This window comes from Fibrobacter succinogenes subsp. succinogenes S85, assembly GCF_000146505.1.
GTDB classification, from domain to species: domain Bacteria; phylum Fibrobacterota; class Fibrobacteria; order Fibrobacterales; family Fibrobacteraceae; genus Fibrobacter; species Fibrobacter succinogenes.
In genome coordinates, this window is sequence record NC_017448.1 from 692,355 (window position 1) to 713,457 (window position 21,103).

Sequence of the window (21,103 nt, forward strand, 5' to 3'; positions counted from 1 at the left end):
TCCCCTTCTTACCGCTCTAAAATTATTTCTTTACGATTCTCAGAACGCCCTGTTTGTTGAATTCAGGGGCATCCTTGGAGAAGAGCGTCTTCGTTTCTTGACGGAGCGTGTAGCGTTCGCCCTCGCCCCAGTCAATGACACTTCCAGACTTTGCCGGAACGCCATCACCAAACAAGCTATCTGCCGCCATCAAGAGAGCCTCTTCCGGGTCTTCAATCGTATTCGAGATGCACAAGTCCGGCAACGTAAACACAGCCAAACCAAGCGTATAAAGCGAGTCACCCGAATCAAGGATGTTAATCCACGGGTCCATCGGATAATCGCAATCGCCGAACTGTTCTTCAAAAGCCTTCGCAGTCCAGGCCGTGCCAGACTGTTGCATATAAACGCCCGCGGCCTTTGCGTTGAGGACCTTCAAAATGGCGGAATTCACCATTTCAACATCGTCCATCGTCTTGACATTTCCAAGCAAGAACAAGAGAGACTTGTGATCGACAATCGCCTTTTCTTCTTCTGCGGAAAGTTCATCACGTTCCTTAAAAATTTCCAAGAGGTCGGCTGATGCGCCCTGACGCACAACATTGAACTGCACGCTGCAACCAGGAATCATCAACGTCTTAGTATCAGCATTTACCTGAACCGTTTCGGTAATGGCAAACGGTTCATTGACCGCAACGGGAATCGGGAAAGCTAAAACGAACTGGTTCATATCAACCTCTCTTTAAATTTTCGAACAACATCTTCAACCGCATCGTGAAGCAAATTTTGCTTTTCGACCTTCGGCATTTTCACGGACTTTTCGAAAGCGCTTGTGAGCGTTTCGGCAGAGAGTTCATCCGCCGGAATTTCAACGGCATAGCCCGCCTTCGACAAATCGTGAGCGAGGACAATCTGTTCAAACTGTCCTGGCGTCGGTACAAAGATACATTTTGCGCCAAGTTCCGCCATGTCCATCACCGTGCTGTAACCGCCTCGGCTCACCACAAAATCGGCTCGTTTCACAGCTTCTGCAAAATCGTTCGTCGCCAAATGCGTATGGAACTCGATATTTCCTTCAGTCCACGTTTTTTGCTCCGCCGAAGGCTTCCCGAGAATCATCATGTGGCGCCCAGGAATCTGCGCCAATGCATCACGCAGCTGCTGTTCGAACTGCGTACGTGCAGGCTCCACCCCCGATACAACCGCCACGACCTTGTAGTTTGCGCGCATTTCAAAAGAGTGGTTTCCAGAAGTACGCTTTTCAGGAGCAGCGTCCCATTCTACATTCGCCGAGTGCGCCATAAACTCCGACATGCTCATCAAGTCCACCTCTCGTTCGAGGTCGACCGGCGCCGGCGCATTCCCAAGCGCGTTTCCATCATTCCCCATCTCCGAGAATCTCGAAAGCGTCCCGACGAAACGCATCGGCTTATCGCCTGGCGTCGCGCCCGAATGCGAAAGCGAGCCCGCATAGCCTGGATAAATTTCCAAATCCGGCACCCAGACTTCATCGAACTTGCGCATGATGTTCGCATGCCACATCACGCCAATGCGTTCAAACGCAGCAAAAGCCCGCGGGAACGCAATCCTGCGTTGGTGCGTCATGTAAATGCTAAGCGCCTTCTTGGAATAAAATGCGAATCGGTTGTCCGAAAACAGCACATCGTAGCCGTGGCGTTTTACCATCTCTTCGGCAAAGTGGTGTTCGTAACGCATCACGGCATTCAGGTGCATGCTGTTCTTGAGCAGCCAAAGCGCCATGTTGTAGCCGTGCTTCGGGTAGACAATGTTGTAGCTCGGCGCCAAGCGCTGTCGCAAATCCGGGAATACTTCACGGAAAAAATTGGCGTTCGCCTTGACTACCGCCAGTTCCACCTCGGCACCCGCCCGCAAGAATTCGCGGACAACAGGCACGCAACGAGTCGCATGCCCAAGTCCCCAATCAAGCGGCGCTACAAGGACTTTCACTTTTCAGCCTCAAGCCAGGCATGAGCCCAGTCGCCGTGGTCGCAGTCCTTGTCGTTGCCCATCAACACGCGCAAATTAATCGACTTTGCGCCCTTGATATTGAGTCTCAGGCGTTCCTTGTCTGTCGTATAAAGTTTCTTGGAATGGTAAATTTCACGACCATCCGCTTCAACGGCAAAGTAGGCTCCATCGCCACAGGCACTTTCGTCATCAAGGCCAATGACCACGTTCAGCCAATCGTAACCGCGAGAAAGCGGGAATTCAATCGCCGAATTGGCATGACTACCGATACCATAGCGGAACGGTTCACCGTCAATCGTAATCTTGTGATGATCCACAGTCTCGTTCATCTGCGGTTCGCCCCATTCCTGGAAGAACTTGCCCATCTTGAGCTTCGAGAGGAGCGCCACATTTTCACCCTCGACAAAGAAGTCGCGGTACGTCACAAGCGTATCTTCGTCCGGCATGTAGCAGCTCAGCACAACGCGGTTCAAGCCCGCACGAATCTTGGCAGAATCGAGTTGCAGCGTGTCAGCGCTTTGCGACACGAGCATTTCGCCCTGGTCCTTGTCGTTCACCTTGTAATCGCAGGCAATCGATTCCGGGAAGCGCTTGTTCACGACAATCATGCCGTTCGTTTCTTCGCTCACCATGAAGTTCTGCGCATAATGCGACACACCCTTCTTCGAGATAATCTTGTAAATAGCAAGGCCATAACCGAAAAGACGGGCTTCCATCAGCACGCGTTCGTTCTTGTAATCGCTCAGGATATCATCAATCTGGTCGGTCGTCTTGAAGCCCACCACACGGCTATTGCGATTCACCTTGCCGTAGCCATCCTGGCCGCGCACAAGATAAATATTGCCTCCAGACTTTTGCATCCATTCAGCAAACTTTTCGGTGCTCCAGCTCTTAAAGGAACTTTCGCTAAACGAAGTATGGCCCGATGCCAGCATCTGCCACGGTCTTGCGTAAATGAACACGGAATTCTTCGGATACTTCGCCAGTTCCGTATTCAAGAAGTCTTCTTCGGCCAAGAGCTTGTTCTTGTAATAGAGCATGTTCGCCTTGTAGCTCGGGGCATGGTAAAGCATGAGCCCGATAGACAAAAGGCAAGCAAACCCCGCCACAATCTTTGCAGCAGCATCGCTCTTCATCTTCGTCGTAAACACGAGTGCATCGTAAAGGCCGAGCGCCATCAAGAGCGCAAACAGCGGGAGCGCCACAAGCACATAGCGCTGGTTGATATCAATCGTAAACGTTCCAGACACGTTCAGGAGAATCACAAAAATCTGCACGCAGAACGTGATGCCCAAGATAAATCCGCGCACGTAACGGCGAGAGTAAATCATGCGGAACAGGAGCCAAACCGTTGCCAAAAGCAAAATCACGGTAAACGTCGTGTAGAACGGATTTTCCATGATACCGCCAAAAGCAGAATCCGGCTTGAGATTCATCATGACTTCGATGTTCGTCTTGAGGTTGAACCACAAGTTTTCAAAAGAGTGCGCCGCATGCGTACCACCCTGGAAGTCGTACCCACGATAAGCAGCCATCGTGTTGATCGAAGGCCAGCTCACTGCAATCACCGACGCCACAAAGGCTGGCAAACGGTACGGCTTTTCAAGGAAGTAACGGTAATAGTAAAGCGCAAACGGGATAAACGCAAATACAGTTTCCTGGCGGGTCTGCGCAAAGAATCCAAGCAGCGGAACCGTCAAGAGGAAATGCTTCCACGTGACCTTGTTCGTCGGCACAAACGCGTACCACGCCATAAGCACTGCAAGCAAGAGGATGTAGAGGACTTCGGTCGATGCGGAGCGCGACTGCAACAGGTAAATCGGCATGCCGCCCAAGAACGCCGTCGCCGCAAGCGCAAGCTTATCGCTCTTGAACCACTTGCTAAGCGCAAGGAAGAACGCAATCAAGCTCAAGATGTAGAACGGATAGTTCACCATCAGCGCAGAATCGCGATTCGGTTCCATGAAGTTGAACACAAGCGAATAGACAAAGCCTAGCGCCTTGCCCTTGAAGTTGTTCACTTCGGTCTTGCAATCGAGAACGCCATCTGTCCAGACGCCTTCGTTACAGACACCGCCCGTGTGCTGGAAATACATCTGGAGGCCCATCGATTCCCAGCTCGTCTCGTCACTCAAGACACGGTGCGTATTGCCGATGTTCCCGAAAATGAACACCGAGAACACGATGAGCAAAAGGGCTAGCCCACAAAAGCTCTTGCCACTCGGCAAGAACCCGCGCACATGTTTAGCCACAAACGGAGCATTGACAACAACACCCGCCACGAGCAACAGGAACGTGGCAAGAATCGAGTAATACCCCCACTGGATATCCCAATGGCGCGCATACGGCACGGATAAATTGTTAAAGATAAGGAAAGCAGCCACGAGCACGAACATCGTAACCGCCAACATGATATTCTGAGGTTTATCCCAATGAAGGGAATTCTTCCATTCCATAAAGGACTGACGCAAAGACTTAGACTTTACACCGTCCCTTCCTAACGTTTCTTTTTTCATAGTGCGTTAAATATAACTTTTATACGCAAAGACCGAACACGACAAGGAGAATTTTAGACCAAAACACCCTACGAGAAGCCTATATGCAACAGATGCAACAAAATCTTTTCGGCACATGGGATTTATCGCCTTTTTGGAGCATTTTCGGACTTATTTTGTATATATTTATAGGAGTGTGAGCCCCATAGGGCGTGAGGAGTTAAAAATGTTTTACAAACATTGGAAAAAGATTTCACTTGCACTTACCGGATTTTTCTGGGCCAGTTGCGATAGCGGCACAACCACGGAACCTCCTCTTTATGGAGCCCCTCCACAATATTCCAGAAGTTCAGAAATACAAAACTCAAGCTCCAGCAGCGAAGATAAAATATCAAGCAGTTCCGAACCATTGCCTATGCCCGCCTACGGCGTGCCGCAAATGGATTGCGAAGTCACCTCCGAAAGCGATTTAACGGTCACTTGCGAAAACGGATATACCTGCACAGCCAAAACAGATACAGTCCATGTTTCCGCCCCTGCATGTGAAACATTTAACGGCACAACAATATGCCCCGCTTACGGTGTAGACGCAGATGTCTTTATAAAAAAATACGAATGCAACGACGGCTTCACCTACGACGATACAGAATTCAAAAAAATCTACAAGACGCTTTCCTGCACATTTAAAGGCAGCGAAATTGAAAACACAGTTCCTCCAAAAGCATATCACGACTATGAATGCAATGATGGGGCTTTCTGTTATTCCGAACAAGGAACTGAAAAAACAACCTTCAATTGCATCGACACACAAGGCAACGAAATAACTTACACCGAAGACGAATTTAAAGCAATGTACAATGTAAAGGAACCAGAATGAACATTCGTAAGCATTGGAAAAATCTTTTACTCACGACCACCGCCTTTTTCTGGGCGGGGTGTAATGGCGATAGCGTCACGGAATCAGGTTGCCCATGCTACAACGGTTCTGGGATAAGTTCCGAAGCATCAAGTTCCAGCGAAAGCGTTGAGAGCTCTAGTTCTAGCGAAGCCGTTGCATCATCAAGTTCCGAGTCGGCAAGCTCCAGTAGCGCAAACGGATCCAGTTCCAGCGAAGTGACATGCGCGCCAGGTGATTCGCTCGTATCGTATTACCCGCCGAGCTATTCAGCCGATATTGCCAAGATGAACGCTGAAGAAAAAGCAAAGCACGCAAGCGTTAGCAAAATCGACAGCATTTCAAATACATTGCAAACGGTTCCGCAATGTCTCGCCGATTTGCGCCAGGAACTCAACATGTTTGTTGCGCTATACGGCGCCCCGATGAAGTTCAACAAAAACGAAGTTTGCAGCGATGGCACCACCCGCCCCACACAGGAATACCTTGATTACCTGAAAATGAAAGAGGAATGGGAAAGGAACAAACCCGCACTTGACGCAGAATGCCAAAAGATTTACGAAGACAAGTTGAAAGAAATCGAGCAGACCATCAAAGAATGCATTGCAACATCAAACCCCAACACGGATTTGACCGTTTGCGATTTTGACGCCATGTGCCCCGAATACGGTGTAGATTCAAAATGCACTTACAAATACACCTGCAATGACGGAGTCACCTGCCGCAGAACCGAAGGCGAAACCAATATGGTTTGCACCGACAAGCAAGGCGAAAAAACAACCTACACAAAAAAAGATTTCGACAAGAAATATTACACCAAAGAAAATTATTAGTTTTACCACCTAATCATGTTATACAAACACTGGAAAAAATTTTTTCTTTCGGTACTCGCACTTTTCTGGAGCGGGTGTGAAAACGAGGACGACGCAGTCGCTAGTTATGGATGTTTCCCGACCCAATGCTACAACACTACGGCCACAAACGATTTAGGAGAAGTCTTTGATATCATCGAATGCGATGATGGATACAAATACCTAAGACAATCGGGGATTTATTACGAACATCCAGAATTGCAAGAAAAATTACCTGAGGGCGTTGAAGCAATAACTCCTCCAGCAGGTTCTTGTGGAGCAAGTAACTGCACAAACAAAGGTCCTGATTACTGCTACAAGGAATCTAAAAAAACATTAGAAGGTACGACGCAAGAATACGAAGTTTGCGTCCCCTCCATCGACTGCCCTGAGAAACACTAACCTTTTCTACCACCTATTATTATGCAACTTTCGCTTAAAAAGAAACTCGCTCTCGAAGCTTATCGTCTTTACCGCCACAACGAAATCAAGGCACACCCGCTCACATACTTTTTCTGGGAATGCACACTCCGCTGCAACTTGCACTGTTTGCACTGCGGTAGCGACTGCGTCAAGGACGCCATCCCCGATATGCCCCGCGAAGACTTTATGGCCGTGCTCGACAAGCTCACCCCGCACATTGACCCGAAGCACTTTATCGTGGTGATTACCGGCGGCGAACCGCTCATGCGCCCGGACCTCGAAGAATGTGGCCAAGAAATCAAGAAGCGCGGCTACCCCTGGGGCATGGTCACGAACGGTCTTGCAATGACTCCCGAGCGCTACACGCGCCTTTTGAACGCAGGGCTCCGCTCGCTCACCATCAGCCTCGATGGTCTCGAAGCAAGCCACAACCATTTCCGTGGCGACCCGCATAGTTTTGAACGAGCCCTCCGCGCCATCGACATGGCGGCCCACACGCAAGGACTCACCTTCGACGTGATGACCTGTGTGAACCGCGAAAACCTCAAGGAACTCCCGAAAATCTTGGACATGCTTTTGAAAATCGGTGTGAAGCGCTGGCGCGTTGCGACCGTATTCCCCAAAGGCCGCGCCAAGGACAATCCGCTGTTCCAACTTACGAACCAGGAATTCCGCCAAGTGTTCGACTTTATCCGCGAAGTAAAATCGATGAACGTCATCAACGTGAATTACGGCTGCGAAGGATTCCTCGGCAGCTACGAGAAAGACGCACGCAATTACCCGTTCTTCTGCCGCGCAGGCGTAAACGTCTCTTCCGTGCTCTGCGACGGAAGTATCTCGGCTTGCCCGAGCTTGCGCGGCGACTACATCCAAGGAAACATCTACAAGGACGACATTTGGGACGTGTGGCAGAACCGCTACCAAGTGATGCGCGACCGCAGTTGGGCAAAAATCGGCGACTGCAAGACCTGCAAGTACTGGCGCTACTGCGAAGGCTCCAGCCTGCACCTCAGAGACGAGAAAACAAAAGAGCTCGCCTACTGCCATGTGCAGCGATTAGAGGCTGCTGGGGCATAATATTACAATGTCTCCCCGTCCCCATAACCAATAAAAACAAAAGACGCCCGATCCAAAGAACCGAGCGTCTTTCAATTTCAAACGTATTCCGAATTACTTGGCTTCGAAATAGTAAGTCTGGAGAGTCTTTCCGTCCTGGGAGAGCTGGATAATCTGCTTGCCCTTCGGGAGGTTGCCAGAAATCTTGTAGAGGTTTTCAGCAACGTATTCGACCTTGAGATCGGTTGCCTTGTCCTTGACCGGGAACACGCCCTTCGTTTCGCCTGCGCCAAAGCCCTTGCAGTCCTTGTGAGAAGCGATCGGAGCGACGACAGCCGGATAGGTCTTAGCAGTGATTGCGGTAGACACGGAAGAAGAGTTGTGGTAGAACACTTCGAGTTTGCCTTCGACGACTCGCGGATCCGGGAGGTTCGTCACAGCAGCTGCGACCTGAGCGACCGGAGCGGCCTTCCTAGCCTTCTTGCCCTTCTTGCCTTTCTTCTTGACACCAATCTTTTCAGCAAGGCTTGCCTTTGCATCACCAGCCTGCTGCTGCGGCATAGTCAAGCGGTAACCAGCAATGGATTCATCGCAGTTCGTGGAGTAGACAACCCACTTGTTATCGATCTTGAGCGGGCCTTCCGGAGTACCCTGGTACAGACCCGGATCAACCTGGGCGCTGTAAATGTAAAGAATGAGAGAAGCGTTCGGATTCTGTTCCGTCGTTTCAATCTTCATACGGGTCTTCACGTACTTGGAACGACCTGCATAAACTCTATAAGCGCCAACCGGAACCTTGACGAACTTGAACTTGCCCTTGCGGAGTTCCTGGTTGAATTCGTACTTCTTGGAAAGAGTGGTGTAAATCGTGGAGTCCATACCGACGGTCGGCATTTCCAACGGCTTGTTGGTGAAAGCATCACGAACTTCACCTTCGATGGTACCAGTCTTACCGTTATCGCAACCAGTCATAGCAAGAGCGATGATGGCAGCGGCACAAATGCTAAGTTTTTTCATTTTGCGTCCTCAGGGTTAAATAAGAGAAAAGCCTCCCTAGTTAGGGAGGCCCCAAAATTTAAGAAGATTAAGCTTCTTCTTCAGCCTTGACCGGAGCAGCCTTGCGAGTCTTACGCTTTGCAGAGGTGATGTTAGCACCGCCGCCATAGCGCTTGTTGAAGCTGTCGATACGGCCAGCCGTATCCACGCGATGCTGCTTGCCCGTCCAGAACGGATGGGTATCAGCAGTGATTTCCAAGGAAATCACGTTATATTCAACACCATCGATAGTCTTCTTTTCGGCGGAAGACTTCGTGGAGCGGGTGATGTATTCTTTACCCGTATTCGCATCGACGAACACGACCGGTTGATAATTAGGGTGGATACCTTCTTTATTATAAAACTTCCTGTGAAGTAATTGTTGAGAGCCTAAAATTTAGTTGTTTTTTAGGATTTTGGCAAGTTGCAACCTCATTTTTAGTATTTTTTATAGCATGAAATCTTTATTGTTGCTCAGTTCTTTGCTTTTGATTGCCTGTGGAAACGACCACCCGACTGCCAAAATTGTCGAGGTGAACAAGCGCATGGTGCTCGAAGAATGGCCTGACAGCAACTACATCGCCTCGCTGGACTCCATTTTGAAGCTCGAACCGGTCAAAAAAGGCAAAGATACCGCCGACGTGAGCCTCAAGATGAACGCATTCAAGGCGCCGACATTCAAGCTCCCGCCGTCCGTCACCGGGAAGAGCACTAGCCGCAAATCCGGGCTGAGCAAACCGCCGAAACAGGTCAAGCAAGCTGCAGAAGCCTCCAAGCCGAGCAACAACGCAGAAAATTTCGTCGCCAAGTTCTCGAACGCGCTCTCCGCCTTGCAGTCCGACCCCTCGAACAAGGGTCTTTACAAGGTCGTTACCGCTAACGACGGCGAAGACCTGTTCAAGCTCCTCCGCAGAACGTATGGCGCAGGCACACAGAACCTCCCCCGCTTCTACGTGCTTTCGGCCCTCCAGTCCGTGAACCCGGGCGTCATGCTCGAGCACCTCAACGCCGGCGACAAAGTCCGCGTTCCGCGACTATAGTTTTGCTTTTTTCAAAAGCATTTTTCTAGAACAGCGTCTTCACACCGAAACCTAGCACACCGTCTAGGTAATCGCACATATTGGATGCAATTATTATTGCTGTTAGTGAGATGTTCTATAAAAAAGAACCGAATGATTAACAGAGTGAGAACATAGCGTCGGCCAAGGATGGGGAGGGTGCAGGGAGGGGCCCGTGCGGCCTTCGCAACTCCGAGCTGGGGCCCCGCCCGCATGACGTACTTTTTTTGCTTTTTTCAAAAGCTTTTTTCTAGAACAGCGTCTTCACACCAAAGCCAAGCACACCGTCCAAATAATCGCACCCATTGCGGAGCGCATAGTAAATGCTAAAGCTCCAGGACTTGCGGTACTGCGTAAACCCGATACCATAATCGTGTTCACTAGCCCACCCGTGGAACGGCTTCATCCGCCTATAAAGCCCCGGCTGGAAGAAAAGCTCAATCGACAAATCGTAGCCATCCTGCCATAAGAACGCGGCCTGCGAAAAACCGTACGCCCGCGTCCGCATAAAACCATACATCATCCCCTTGAACGAGTTGATGCCTCCCAGACTAAACAAGTCCTCACGCGCAAACGCACCACCCGACGGGAGCATAGCGCCAGCCGCCGCTGAATACCGCACAATAAAGTTCTTCCACAGCGGCAAATAATACACAAGCGACGACTGCAGACGCAAATAGCTATCGAGTGAATCCGGGCGATCCATCATCCACGCAAGCGACAAATCCACCGACATTCCGCTTCGAGGCAAAACGCTCCGGTCAAACGAAATGTATGAAAGTTCCAGCGTTGAACTTTTCTCGTCATTGCCAATGCCCACAAACGCAGCAACATCAAAGCTAAAGCCAATGTTCCGCGACACGCCCAGTTCCAGCCGCGAATTGCGTGACAGCGAATCGTCCTCAAAGAATCCTCGCACAACGACATCCCATGACGTTCCAAAGATAAACCGTTCGCGATACAAGCCTTCCAACCGGCGGGAATCACTCTGCGAATAGCCTTCCATCTGCAAATCGCGCCCAGTCCCCAAGATGTTGTACAAGTCAAGATTGATCTTACCTTCCCAGACATTATCATCGCTCGAATACGTGAGGAAACCTTCCGCCGCAGAAATCGGGACCGCCCGCATGGAATACGCCGGTATAATGCGGTTGCGCACCGGATCGCGGAACAAGCGCACATCGGCGGTCTTCTCGTAATAGCCCAATCGCGCCATCTTGCGTTCAGAACGTTCCAAATCCGAAAGCGAAACTTTTCCACCAAGTTCAAGCCCCGTCAAACGCGCAAAGACATCGACATCGGTCGCCCCGGAATCAAGATTTTCCGGTCTTGCCCACACCCATGCGCTACCACGTACAAACTCGCAACGCATGACGCCAGCACTGTCCACAGCCACCTGCAATTTTGCCCCAAGGAATCCCTTATCCTCGTAATACCGCAACAATTTCTGTTTTGCGCCACGCCAGGAATCACAAGGCGCCCCGACAACATCATTCATCGAGAGTTCTTCAAATTCGCTATGGTCACCCACCCATTCCACACGCACAATACGGCATTCTGAGGCACAGCACAAAACCGCACCCAACAAGAGTACCGCCACAACGCAGAACAAAGTATTTTGCCACCACAACTTCATACTAGAAAAACGCCTTCGCCTCGCTCGTCAGTTTTTGGAACACGTTTTCCTCGGCATCGCCGAAGCGTAAAATATACCGGAGCGAAAACGACAAGAAATGGTTCACCTCCACCGACACCATCGTCTCAAGCCTGTACGTCACCCCATTACCAAAACCGGACATCATCTGGTATGGGATAGCACCTTCATGCGTATCCATCTGGATTGAAGCAAACGAAACATGCGCATCGACAACGCCCTCTTTCTCATAACCGACACGGAGTTCCTCTTCCCAGAGATGTGCCCCAAAAGATTCTTCCATATCATCTTCGCCAGAGCCTTCCCTGTAGCGCACACGCGGCGAGAGGCTAAAGCCTGCCGGCAATTTCCAAGTGTATCGGCCCGTAATTTCCCAGATATTCCAGTCCAGTTTTTGTAGCGCCGTCAAATGAACTTTTTCAAAAGTGTTATCGACACCCACGTAATGACTCTCATTTATATTAAAACTGGCTCTAAGACTATGGTCAAACATGTCCTGGAAATAACCGATCGAAGACATCTTCTTTTCATAGCTCGCACTCGGATTGTACGATGCCGAGATTCCCGACGGATGGTCCCACGCAAGGCTAGCATCCCACGAAACCGTTCCCGCCGTCATGCGACGCAACGCCGCCGAATAAACCGGAGGGAAATAAATCTTCTCGCCCGTCGTATCCTCGGCTTCGGAATGGTACGATGCACTCAACGTGATATCGCGCAGCAACCCCTGATTAACGCCAAGCGAAACGCCCGGATTCCATTCCAGTGAAGCTTCAAAAGATGCATTCGACGAAAGTACAGCCCCTACAGAATCGTTACGGCCCATGCCTTCATAGACAAAATCACCATTATCCACGCCCTCGATAAACGTTCCCGTAAGGCTATCGTAACGCACATCGCCCGTTCCCTTCGCCACCGCCTTGTAAATCGCCGTATAAGTCTGCTCCGATGTCATCCCGAAACGGTAAGCAATCGAGCCCTGCACACCCATATCGTCATCACCAAAATTTGTCGTCAAGTCCCCCACCCAGGAATCCGAAGCGCCCAGCGAATCCGTCACCGCATGGGAATATTGCAACAAGTGCGACAGACTGAAGTTATGGAAATTAGCCTCTGCCGACTGCGTCCACGTCACAAGATTCACGGAATCGCGCCAACCCTCGCGACGAGAAAGCCCATCCGCGCGATCCGTCAAATCGTGTTTGCGCACGGTGAGCGTCCCGACCGATTCCTTCACGTTCCACAAGTCATCGTTCAAAGTCGCCCCAACGGCAGTCTTTGCATAACCACGCTCCGACTTATACCCCAACGAATCGCGCACAGAATAGCGCACATCGCCACTGCCAAACGGCCTAAAGAATCCACGCAAGAATTCCGAGGAGAACGTTCCCTGATAACGCTTCTGTTCCACCTCTTGCGCACTTGAAACATACGAAGCCGTAAATTCGCTTTTCGCGTCCAGACCGCGATGCACAAGCGACAACTGCGATCGCGAAGAATTCCAGCGTTCATCATCGCCACGACGGTATCCCCACTTCGCTGTACCAAACCAGTCCTTGCCCAAGCGGATACGGAGCGCAAGTTCATCATAGCGCAAATCGCCACTCAGTTTTGCACTGTCCAAATCCCACTCGTTACGGAGCGCATACGCATCCCAATCCCTATCGCGCCCGCCAAATTCAGATATCGCAAAACCTTCCTGAACGTAATTGCCATAGACCGAAAGCGCAACCGGGAACGTATTCATGTTCTGCGTTGAGTCCGTCGTCACATACCACCTAAACGCACGACCACTCGGCCCACCAACATTTTTTGAGACCGTATTGGAATCCATGCGATTTAAGCCCAGTTCCACATCGGCGTAAAAACGGTGTTCCGCCTGCAAGCGAAGACGAGCCCCCAAGCGTTCCGACATTTTTGGGCGGTGCAAATCCTGATTCAGCGAATCCTTCAATTCCCCGCCACGGTCATTTTTCAAACGTTCATAATCCGCACTGTCTAGCGTACTTTTACGCATGCGGTCCACATCATTTTCCAAGTGGAATCCGGACACGTCAAAGAAAACATTTTCAAAACGCAGACTTCCACGAGCCGCGTACATCGTGTAAATATCGTCATTCAAGTACGCATCGTATTCCACAAAAACTTCATCATCTGAGCCAGGGATAATCCCGTTCTTAAAGTCCAAAAGGCCACCGGCATAATTCACCTCGTAATCACGATTACGCACAAGTTCTACGCCATTCAACCAAACTCGTTCGGAATTCGGTACAACAGAAACAAACGATCCCGATTCATCCAGATGGTATCCATCGCGCTGTCCCTGCACACCGCTAAACGAGCGCGAATAACGAGTCACCTCGTCCGTACCCCATGCCCCGCTCACCTCGGAACCGCGATAACGCAACGTCGCCATAGCCCCTAGCGTTGAACGGCTGAACGACGTAAACGCCATGGAATTATCGGTCCACGTAAAATCTCCCAAGTGAAGCATCGCATACGGAGACTCCACACGGAAATAAATCTGGTCCACATCCTGGAGAGTTGCGGTTGTCTGGTCTCCCGCCTTGCGGTCCACATCAGACAAAAGAGCATCAATATAAACGCTATCGGCAAGGCGCCCCTGAATTGAGAGCCGCAGTTCCTGATCAACCTGCGTACCGCCATCGCCCACAGTCACCTGCATCGTCTTGTAACCGTGCGTTTCAATTTCTGCACGCGAAGAATCTTCAGCCTGCGCGCTATTCAAAGCTGCGCCCGGCGCATTTTCCAAAGCATTTTTTGCAAGAATTGAAGGATCCCAAACCGGGAGCGAATCCACATCCAAAGCAAAGGCTAAGCTGGCAAACAGCAGGCCCAGACAAGGAATAGACCGCATACAAAACTACCGGGAAGGCGTCACCACGCGAAACTGCCTACTGGCAAGCAACTTGCGACCCGCCACCAAATCGACACTCCATTCGCCAAGTTCGACCAGGTCCGAAGCGAGCATCGAGCTACACACATCGCCTGTGAGGTTGCAAGTTTCAACAAATATCGTATCAATTCCCAAGAACCAGATATGGACAAGGGTGTCTTCCTGGTAACGTGCAGAATTTGTAATAGACGAAAAAACGTAAAGTCTCGTGTTCTCTTCGAACACGCTATCGGAACCAAATGGTTCCCCATTCACAATGTGGCGGCAGACAACGCTATTTGCCGGAGAAAGTTCAATGTCGGAATTATCCGTAAAGTTGACTTCGTCATCGATGAAGAACATGACAAATCGGTGTACAAAGAAACCAAGAAAGACGACTATCGCCAAGACAGTCGTCTTACGCAAATTTCTCAGTGGCGGAAACTTGCCTGCCACAAGCACCTCCTAGCGAACGAGACTGCTCGTATTCTGCGTGAACGCAGGAACGGCGTCCTCTAGCTTTTCAACCAGCAAACGGTTAAAGTCGTCAATGCGGTTCGGGAGCCTGCCCCCGTTAAACACCTGCACAAGCAGGAGCGACCTGTCCACAGGAGAAATATAAACGGAACGGTTCTCGCCCGTAAAAGAAACGGACTGGAACTTTTCGCCACCGAGCATCACGCCAATCTGGCGCGAGGAATCAAATGCAGCGATACTCAATACCGCAAGAGGAGTAGCATCGAGATCAGAGCCGAGGGAACCGACTTCCGCAATGATATTTCCATCGCGATGGCAAAGAACAACATATTCGCACTTGACACTTGCCTGATAAGCAGACATCAAGCGACGCACTTTGTTAGCATCATCAGAATAAATTGTATAATCGCTCATATAACACCACAAACATTTATAAAACTATTTGTCTTTCGGCTTGTACGGACGCAAGACAATTTCATCGTCATCCGTCTGCGTCGGTTTTTCTACAGCCCGGCCAAAGGTCGGCATTCTAGGAACGGCAGTCGCCACACGCGGGCGAGCAAACGGCGAAGACATGGCACCCTTCTGGAACAAGCCAGAACCGGCACCGCCGGAGTTCGACATATTAGCCTGCGGTTTTGCGGCAAACGACGGCATGCGGAACGGGGAGGTCGGCTGCTGCGGAGCGGCAGATTCGTTCTGCGGTTTGCCCGCATCGGCATTTTGAGCCGGAGCATCACTTGCAGTCGGAGCTGCTGCGGCAGCATTTACAGCGGCCTTACGCAAGAACCCCTGTTTGACGTTAAACTTTTCAATCACCAACATAGCGATCGTCTTAAGCGTTGTCACGACGCCCTTACCGTTATGGGCTGTCGCCGGGAAGAACTGGATTTTCTTGTCTGGATTGAGCATTTCATTCATCTCATCCAGAGTAAAGACGTTGTCCATATCGCGCTTGTTGTACTGCAACACGAATGGGATATCGTCCAAGTTCATGCCATAGTCCTGCAAGTTTTGGCGCAGGTTCTGGAGGCTTTCCAAGTTTTCGGCCTGACGGGAACGTTGGGAGTCCGCTACAAAGACAATCCCATCGACACCGCGAAGAACGAGCTTACGCGTACTGTTGTAGTAAACCTGACCAGGAACGGTATAAAGCTGGAAGCGGGTCTTAAAACCCTTGATGTCGCCCAAGTTCAAAGGCAAAAAGTCAAAGAACAAGGTTCTATCACCTTCTGTAGCAAGCGAGACCATGTCCGTTCGCTTGTCTTGGGGCATTTTCTGATGGATAACCTGAAGATTTGTGGTTTTACCACTTAAACCAGGACCATAATAAACGACCTTACAACTAATTTCTCTTGTAGCAAAATTAATAGACGACATTATAATTCCTTGAAACCCAGTACTTAATCTAGTAAAAAAGTTCATTAAACCAAAAAGAATTTTTTGATTTTTGCCCTTTTTTAATCAAAATCACAATTTTTTCGTCTACAAGCAGAGGAAATATCCCCCAAGAAACCACCTGCCGTATTTCTTTCAAAAGTTCAGGATAACAAAACAGACCGATACACAATAGTATATCGGTTCATTTTGCTTAAAATCTTTTAGGATTCTAATTAAGCGAGGCCGTTGATGACCTTAGCAACCTTGGCCTTGTAGTTGGCAGCACGGTTGGCGCAGAAACCAGCGCGGTGAGAAACGGCAGCCTTATCGAGCATGCTGAAGAGCTTCGGCATTTCTTCGAGGGCAGCAGCTTTCGTAGCAGCAGTGCGGATAACCTTGAGGCTGGCACGGATAGCGCTACGAGTGGAACGGTTCATTGCGTTGGCCTTTTCGGCCTGGAGCAAACGCTTTTTGCAAGACTTGTGTTGAGGCACCTTAAATTCTCCGGGTGAAAACCTACTTAAAAAATGTTAGCACAAAGATAGTAAAAGTTTAAAAGTTGTCAAGGGGGATTTTAGACGAGAGGTGAGAGACGAAAGACGAGAGATTAAAGCATTTCGTCATCTTGGAGGGAGCGCATGCGACCGATAGGATCCAGTGAAGTTTTAGTTGGCAGAACTTAGCCCGCTTCGCTCTTAGAACTTAGTTTTTTTCTTTTAGAGAGAAGAGATAGTTCTAAGTTCTAAGTTCTAAGTTCTAAGTTCTAAGTTCTAAGTTCTAAGTTCTAAGTTCTATATTTACCCGCATGATTCCGTTTATCAATGTACGTGCACAGCGCGAAGCCTATTTATCCGAATTTAAGCAAGCCGAACAAGAAGTCCTCGACAGCGGCTGTTTTATCGGAGGGCCGCAAGTCCAAGCGCTAGAAACGGAACTTGCAGAATTCACAGGCGCAAAGCACGCCATCACCTGCGGTAGTGGAACGGACGCTTTAACAATCGCCCTCCTCGCCCTTGGGCTTGAACCGGAAGACGAAGTCATCGTCCCAGACTTTACCTTTATCGCCCCCGCCGAATGTGTGATGCGCCTCGGAGGCATCCCGAAATTTGCAGATATCGACGCAGAAACGCTCCAGATCAGCGTAGAAAGCATTGAATCGTTGATTGGCGAAAAAACGCGCGGGATTATCGCGGTCAACTTGTTCGGGCAGTGCGCCCCGTATGCGGAAATCCGGAAATGCGCCCGCGCAAACAACCTTTGGCTGATCGAAGATTCCGCTCAGGCGTTCGGGGCCATGCAAAACGGAGTCCCCGCTTGCACGTTCGGCGACATTTCCATCACGAGCTTTTACCCAGCCAAGCCGCTTGGCTGCTACGGCGACGGCGGAGCGCTCTTCACCGCAAACGATGAACTCGCGAAAAAAATCCGTCTCATCGCAAACCACGGCAGCCAACAGCGATACATTCACGAAATCTGTGGCATGAACAGCAGACTAGACGCCCTCCAGGCAGCAGTCCTTCGTGTGAAGCTTCGCCATTTCAAGGACGAGCTCAAGAAGCGCAGCGAGAACGCAAGCAAATACAACGAATTTTTCAATGCTGTTCCGGGAATCGCGCCGCAAAAAATCGCAGTCGGCAACACGAGCACATATGCGCAATACACTGTATTAGCGGATGACCGCCCTGCATTCCTAAAGCAACTAGAAAACGCCGGAGTTCCGTACTGCATCCACTACCCACAGCCTTTGCACACGCAACCATGCTTTAAGGGACTCAATCAAGGGATCGGAAACGGCAATGCCATTGAGGCCTGCCAAAAAGTCGTAAGCCTCCCCATGTGCGCCTTTACAGATGTGGATGAGATTATCGCGAGACTTAAGAAAGTAATGTAGGTATGAGCACGGGCCTACGGCCCTTTCAGGTATGAGGTATGGGCGATTGCTCATAGCGAAGCGACCCCAAAGGGGCTTTGCCCCGACCCCATAGCCCACAGCCCTACAACACAAACTTCTCGATAACTTCGGTGATTCCGGAGTGGTTATTGTCGTGCTCGGTCACGTAATTGGCGACAGCCTTTGCCGCCGGTGACGCATTCGCCATAGCCACCCCAACACCAGCCGCTTCGATCATCGGGCAATCATTTTCTTCATCGCCCACGGCAATCGTATTTTCAATCGGCTCGTGATAGAAGTCTGCCATATAGCGCACAGCAGCACCTTTGTTCGAAAGCATGTGCGAGAACTCAAGCATTTCAGGCTTGCTAAACACATCAAACAGCTTGCCCGCCGTGATAGTCCGCATCTCGGCACGGAAATCCACGAGGCTCGAATGTTCAAACGGCGTAATCACGTTCACCTTGATAGGCGGCTTGACCACCACATTGATAGGACCGTCATTGCAATTAACCCCACCATAATAATTGCGGATGTCATCTACAACAACATAATCCATTTTCATCAAGCGGCAATACGTCTTGAGCTGTTCCGTCTCATATTCCGAGACCACCAAATCGCCCGCATACGTATGCGCATGCATTCCGCGCTTGTGAGCCTCGTCCATGATGAACTTTACCTGATCCACAGCGATGCGGCGTGTCAAAATCGGCTGTTCGGTTCCGCAGTCGTAGATGAGACCGCCATTAAAGCTCACCAGAAAATATCCCGGCTTTAAGAAGCCGTACTTTTCGGCAATGTGCTTTACACTTGTGAGCGGTCGCCCCGTCGTCATCACGAACTTGTGACCAGCCCCGATCATCGCCTGGATTGAAGCCATGTCCGCCTGGCTAATATTCTTCTCGTCATCGAGGAGCGTGCCGTCTAAATCAGTAAATAAAAGTTTCATCACGGCAAATATAGAAAGTCCGTCTAGCCAATCCGAAATATTTATTTACATTTTTCAAAAAAGAAGGAAAGCCTTATGCAAATTGACGACTTATTGAAAGAAGCTAAAAGCGTTGCCATTTTTGGACACGTACGCCCCGACGGTGACTGCGTGGGTTCTACGCTTGGTCTTTACAACTATATCTGCGACAACTATCCGACCATGAAAACTCGCATTTTCTTGGAACGGTTTCCCGAGAACTACAAGATTCTCTCCAATTCCAACGAAATTAATGAATTTTACAACGACGAGTTTGGTTCGTTTGATTTAGCATTCCTTTTGGATTCCTCCACATTCGATCGCGTCGGCGCGAACGGAGAATGCTGCATCAAGGCAGCTAAAAAGACTTGCAACATCGACCACCACGTCAGCAATCCGCTAAACCTCTGCGACGTCAATTACGTAGATGCAAAGGCAAGTTCCGCATGTGAAGTTCTCTACTTTTTATTGGACCCGAATAAAGTCAGCAAGGCCACCGCAGAATGTTTGTACCTCGGCATCGTACACGACACAGGCGCCTTCAAGTTCAGCAGCACCGGTCACAAGACGATGATGGTCATTGGTGATTTGCTCGAAAAGGGCATTGATTTCACCCGCATCATCAACGAGACGTACTACACGAGAACGTACACCCAGACACTCGTAACAGGCTATGTGATGATGAGCAGCAAACTAGCCCTCGACGGAAAAGTCGTCTACAGCTACATCACACCCGAGGACATGGACCGCTATTCCGTAACTCCGGTTGAACTCAGCAGCGTCATCGACACCTTGCGCGAAGTCACCGGCACTGAAGTCGCCATATTCCTCTATCCAGTCAACGGCGATTACAAAATCAGCCTGCGCAGCAATTACGTTGTCGATGTCAACAAAGTTGCAGGAGTTTTTGGCGGAGGCGGCCACGTCCGCGCCGCAGGCGCAAGTTCCAAGGACTCGCCCGAAGAGACAATTGCAAAGCTATTGAAAGTTATCCAGGAACAACTTTAGACAAAAAATAGCGCGACAGCCAAGAAGACGAAGACCGCACCGCTGAACCAGTTCAGATTGCGGTTCGCCTTCGGCGATGTCAAAAGGAACTTCTTGACAGTCCCTGCTAAAAGCGCAATGCACCCAAATACAATCATTGTCGCTAAAATAAATTCACCGCCGAAAATAGCCATCTGCAAGCTCGGGTGAATCGGACGCTCCAAGCGCACCGCCGGCGGAATCAGCGAAAGCACAAAAAGAATCACCTTCGGATTCGTGAGATTCATGATAATGCCACGCATGTAAAGGCTACGCGCACTTGTCATTCCCGGCTCCGACCGGGAATCTCCATTCATCTGAACAACGCCGGCTTTCACCCCGAAACTCTTGTACGCGAGATAGAGCAGATATGCCGCGCCGAGGCACTGGATGACAAAAAACGCCGTCGGGCTAGCCGCAATCAACGCCGAAACGCCCGCCACAAGCAGACAGGTATGAATAGCAATTCCTGTGCAAAGCCCAAGGATAATGCAAAAACCGAGACGCGCCCCATAGGTAGCGCTCTGGGCAAGCACAAAAAGGTTATCTGGTCCAGGAGCGATCCCAATGACAAGCGCGGCAATGAAAAATTCAAGCATTACAGTTTACTCAAGAAAGCGTCCACGTCGAGGTCCGCAAGGTCTTTTTGCAACGCGTCAAGTTCATCATCCGTAATCACAGTGTGATTTTGCTCACGTTCGTCGGCACGTGCATTCGAGACATCGACAAGCTTTTTGAGTGCATTGGCGACCTCGCCCACCGTGCCATCCTGACGCATCACGACATTCAAAACCTTCGAAAGTTTTTCACGCAATTTCGAGAACTCTTCGCGGTCTAGCTCAGATATTTCCCCATGATAGCACATCAAGGGGGTCTGGCACCTAGCACACGGAAACACCATCATATTAGAGAAGTCTCCGTCTATCTGGACCTTAAATTTCGTTCCGCAATGCGGGCATTCGATATCCATTTCACTCATATACCATAATGTAGAATTTTTTACAATTCCTAGCCAAATACAGCAACAATAT

At 50.0% G+C, this 21,103-nt stretch carries 20 protein-coding genes and 1 pseudogene; 7 read left to right on the plus strand and 14 right to left on the minus strand.

The features are described 5' to 3' along the window. Positions 1-22 precede the first annotated feature (22 nt). The 3 genes from FSU_RS02955 to FSU_RS02965 are packed head-to-tail and all read right to left on the minus strand — an operon-like array spanning position 23 to position 4,484. The gene (locus tag FSU_RS02955; RefSeq protein ID WP_012820055.1) at positions 23-709 is read right to left on the minus strand and encodes a hypothetical protein; all 687 of its coding nucleotides are present in this window, start codon (positions 707-709) and stop codon (positions 23-25) included. Further along, positions 706-1,947, minus strand: coding sequence for a glycosyltransferase (locus tag FSU_RS02960; protein WP_012820056.1), 1,242 nt, complete (start codon positions 1,945-1,947; stop codon positions 706-708). The genes FSU_RS02955 and FSU_RS02960 overlap by 4 nt, the downstream gene beginning before the upstream one ends. Continuing rightward, positions 1,944-4,484, minus strand: a complete 2,541-nt coding sequence (locus FSU_RS02965) for an NPCBM/NEW2 domain-containing protein (RefSeq protein ID WP_012820057.1) — start codon at positions 4,482-4,484, stop codon at positions 1,944-1,946. Before FSU_RS02965 ends, FSU_RS02960 begins: the two co-directional genes overlap by 4 nt. A 205-nt stretch (positions 4,485-4,689) precedes the next feature. Between FSU_RS02965 and FSU_RS02970 the strand changes: the two genes are divergently transcribed. Genes FSU_RS02970 through FSU_RS02985 form a run of 4 tightly spaced genes read left to right on the plus strand, consistent with a single transcriptional unit; the run spans position 4,690 to position 7,709 of the window. After that, positions 4,690-5,340: a hypothetical protein gene (locus FSU_RS02970; protein WP_012820058.1), complete on the plus strand. Its 651-nt coding sequence runs from the start codon at positions 4,690-4,692 to the stop codon at positions 5,338-5,340. Beyond that, a complete protein-coding gene (locus FSU_RS02975) occupies positions 5,337-6,191 on the plus strand; it encodes a hypothetical protein (RefSeq protein WP_012820059.1) in 855 nt (284 codons plus the stop codon). Before FSU_RS02970 ends, FSU_RS02975 begins: the two co-directional genes overlap by 4 nt. 15 nt (positions 6,192-6,206) lie before the next feature. After that, complete coding sequence (locus FSU_RS02980; protein WP_012820060.1) at positions 6,207-6,611, plus strand: hypothetical protein; 405 nt, start codon at positions 6,207-6,209, stop codon at positions 6,609-6,611. A 21-nt stretch (positions 6,612-6,632) separates the two neighbouring features. Further along, positions 6,633-7,709 (plus strand): TIGR04133 family radical SAM/SPASM protein, encoded by a 1,077-nt coding sequence (locus tag FSU_RS02985; protein ID WP_012820061.1) that lies wholly within the window; start codon positions 6,633-6,635, stop codon positions 7,707-7,709. A gap of 93 nt (positions 7,710-7,802) precedes the next feature. On the opposite strand, the gene FSU_RS02990 is transcribed toward FSU_RS02985, so the two are convergent. Then, a complete protein-coding gene (locus FSU_RS02990; RefSeq protein WP_012820062.1) occupies positions 7,803-8,705 on the minus strand; it encodes a hypothetical protein in 903 nt (300 codons plus the stop codon). Between the two features lie 67 nt (positions 8,706-8,772). Then, complete coding sequence (locus tag FSU_RS02995) at positions 8,773-9,120, minus strand: type B 50S ribosomal protein L31 (protein WP_049858412.1); 348 nt, start codon at positions 9,118-9,120, stop codon at positions 8,773-8,775. 58 nt (positions 9,121-9,178) lie between these two features. On the opposite strand from FSU_RS02995, the gene FSU_RS03000 reads away from it, so the two are divergent. Beyond that, on the plus strand, positions 9,179-9,763 hold the full coding sequence (locus tag FSU_RS03000; protein ID WP_012820064.1) for a hypothetical protein: 585 nt from the start codon (positions 9,179-9,181) through the stop codon (positions 9,761-9,763). A gap of 268 nt (positions 9,764-10,031) precedes the next feature. Here FSU_RS03000 and FSU_RS03005 read toward each other — a convergent pair whose 3' ends face one another. The 6 genes and pseudogenes from FSU_RS03005 to rpsT all read right to left on the minus strand — a co-directional run bounded on the left by FSU_RS03005 (position 10,032) and on the right by rpsT (position 16,682). Next, positions 10,032-11,417: a BamA/TamA family outer membrane protein gene (locus tag FSU_RS03005; RefSeq protein ID WP_012820065.1), complete on the minus strand. Its 1,386-nt coding sequence runs from the start codon at positions 11,415-11,417 to the stop codon at positions 10,032-10,034. A gap of 1 nt (position 11,418) precedes the next feature. Beyond that, on the minus strand, positions 11,419-14,313 hold the full coding sequence (locus FSU_RS03010) for a hypothetical protein (RefSeq protein ID WP_012820066.1): 2,895 nt from the start codon (positions 14,311-14,313) through the stop codon (positions 11,419-11,421). A 6-nt stretch (positions 14,314-14,319) separates the two neighbouring features. Then, complete coding sequence (locus FSU_RS03015; protein WP_012820067.1) at positions 14,320-14,787, minus strand: hypothetical protein; 468 nt, start codon at positions 14,785-14,787, stop codon at positions 14,320-14,322. Between the two features lie 9 nt (positions 14,788-14,796). Beyond that, positions 14,797-15,222 carry a roadblock/LC7 domain-containing protein gene (locus tag FSU_RS03020; protein ID WP_012820068.1) on the minus strand — a complete coding sequence of 142 codons (426 nt, stop codon included), beginning with the start codon at positions 15,220-15,222 and terminating at the stop codon, positions 14,797-14,799. 399 nt (positions 15,223-15,621) lie between these two features. Then, positions 15,622-16,188: pseudogene (locus tag FSU_RS16720) on the minus strand (GTP-binding protein); the annotation flags it as partial. A 233-nt stretch (positions 16,189-16,421) separates the two neighbouring features. After that, positions 16,422-16,682 (minus strand): 30S ribosomal protein S20, encoded by a 261-nt coding sequence (gene rpsT, locus FSU_RS03030; RefSeq protein ID WP_012820070.1) that lies wholly within the window; start codon positions 16,680-16,682, stop codon positions 16,422-16,424. Between the two features lie 311 nt (positions 16,683-16,993). Between rpsT and FSU_RS03035 the strand changes: the two genes are divergently transcribed. Next, the gene (locus FSU_RS03035; protein WP_012820071.1) at positions 16,994-18,079 is read left to right on the plus strand and encodes a DegT/DnrJ/EryC1/StrS family aminotransferase; all 1,086 of its coding nucleotides are present in this window, start codon (positions 16,994-16,996) and stop codon (positions 18,077-18,079) included. A 103-nt stretch (positions 18,080-18,182) separates the two neighbouring features. Here the strand turns inward: FSU_RS03035 and FSU_RS03040 are convergent, their stop codons facing one another. Then, on the minus strand, positions 18,183-19,028 hold the full coding sequence (locus FSU_RS03040; RefSeq protein ID WP_012820072.1) for a Cof-type HAD-IIB family hydrolase: 846 nt from the start codon (positions 19,026-19,028) through the stop codon (positions 18,183-18,185). A gap of 75 nt (positions 19,029-19,103) precedes the next feature. On the opposite strand from FSU_RS03040, the gene FSU_RS03045 reads away from it, so the two are divergent. Beyond that, positions 19,104-20,054 carry a DHH family phosphoesterase gene (locus FSU_RS03045; RefSeq protein ID WP_012820073.1) on the plus strand — a complete coding sequence of 317 codons (951 nt, stop codon included), beginning with the start codon at positions 19,104-19,106 and terminating at the stop codon, positions 20,052-20,054. Here FSU_RS03045 and FSU_RS03050 read toward each other — a convergent pair. Both FSU_RS03050 and FSU_RS03055 read right to left on the minus strand, forming a co-directional pair. Continuing rightward, the gene (locus tag FSU_RS03050; RefSeq protein WP_012820074.1) at positions 20,051-20,671 is read right to left on the minus strand and encodes a LysE family translocator; all 621 of its coding nucleotides are present in this window, start codon (positions 20,669-20,671) and stop codon (positions 20,051-20,053) included. The genes FSU_RS03045 and FSU_RS03050 overlap by 4 nt on opposite strands. Further along, positions 20,671-21,051: a zinc ribbon domain-containing protein gene (locus tag FSU_RS03055; RefSeq protein WP_012820075.1), complete on the minus strand. Its 381-nt coding sequence runs from the start codon at positions 21,049-21,051 to the stop codon at positions 20,671-20,673. The genes FSU_RS03050 and FSU_RS03055 overlap by 1 nt, the downstream gene beginning before the upstream one ends. Between the last annotated feature and the right edge of the window lie 52 nt (positions 21,052-21,103).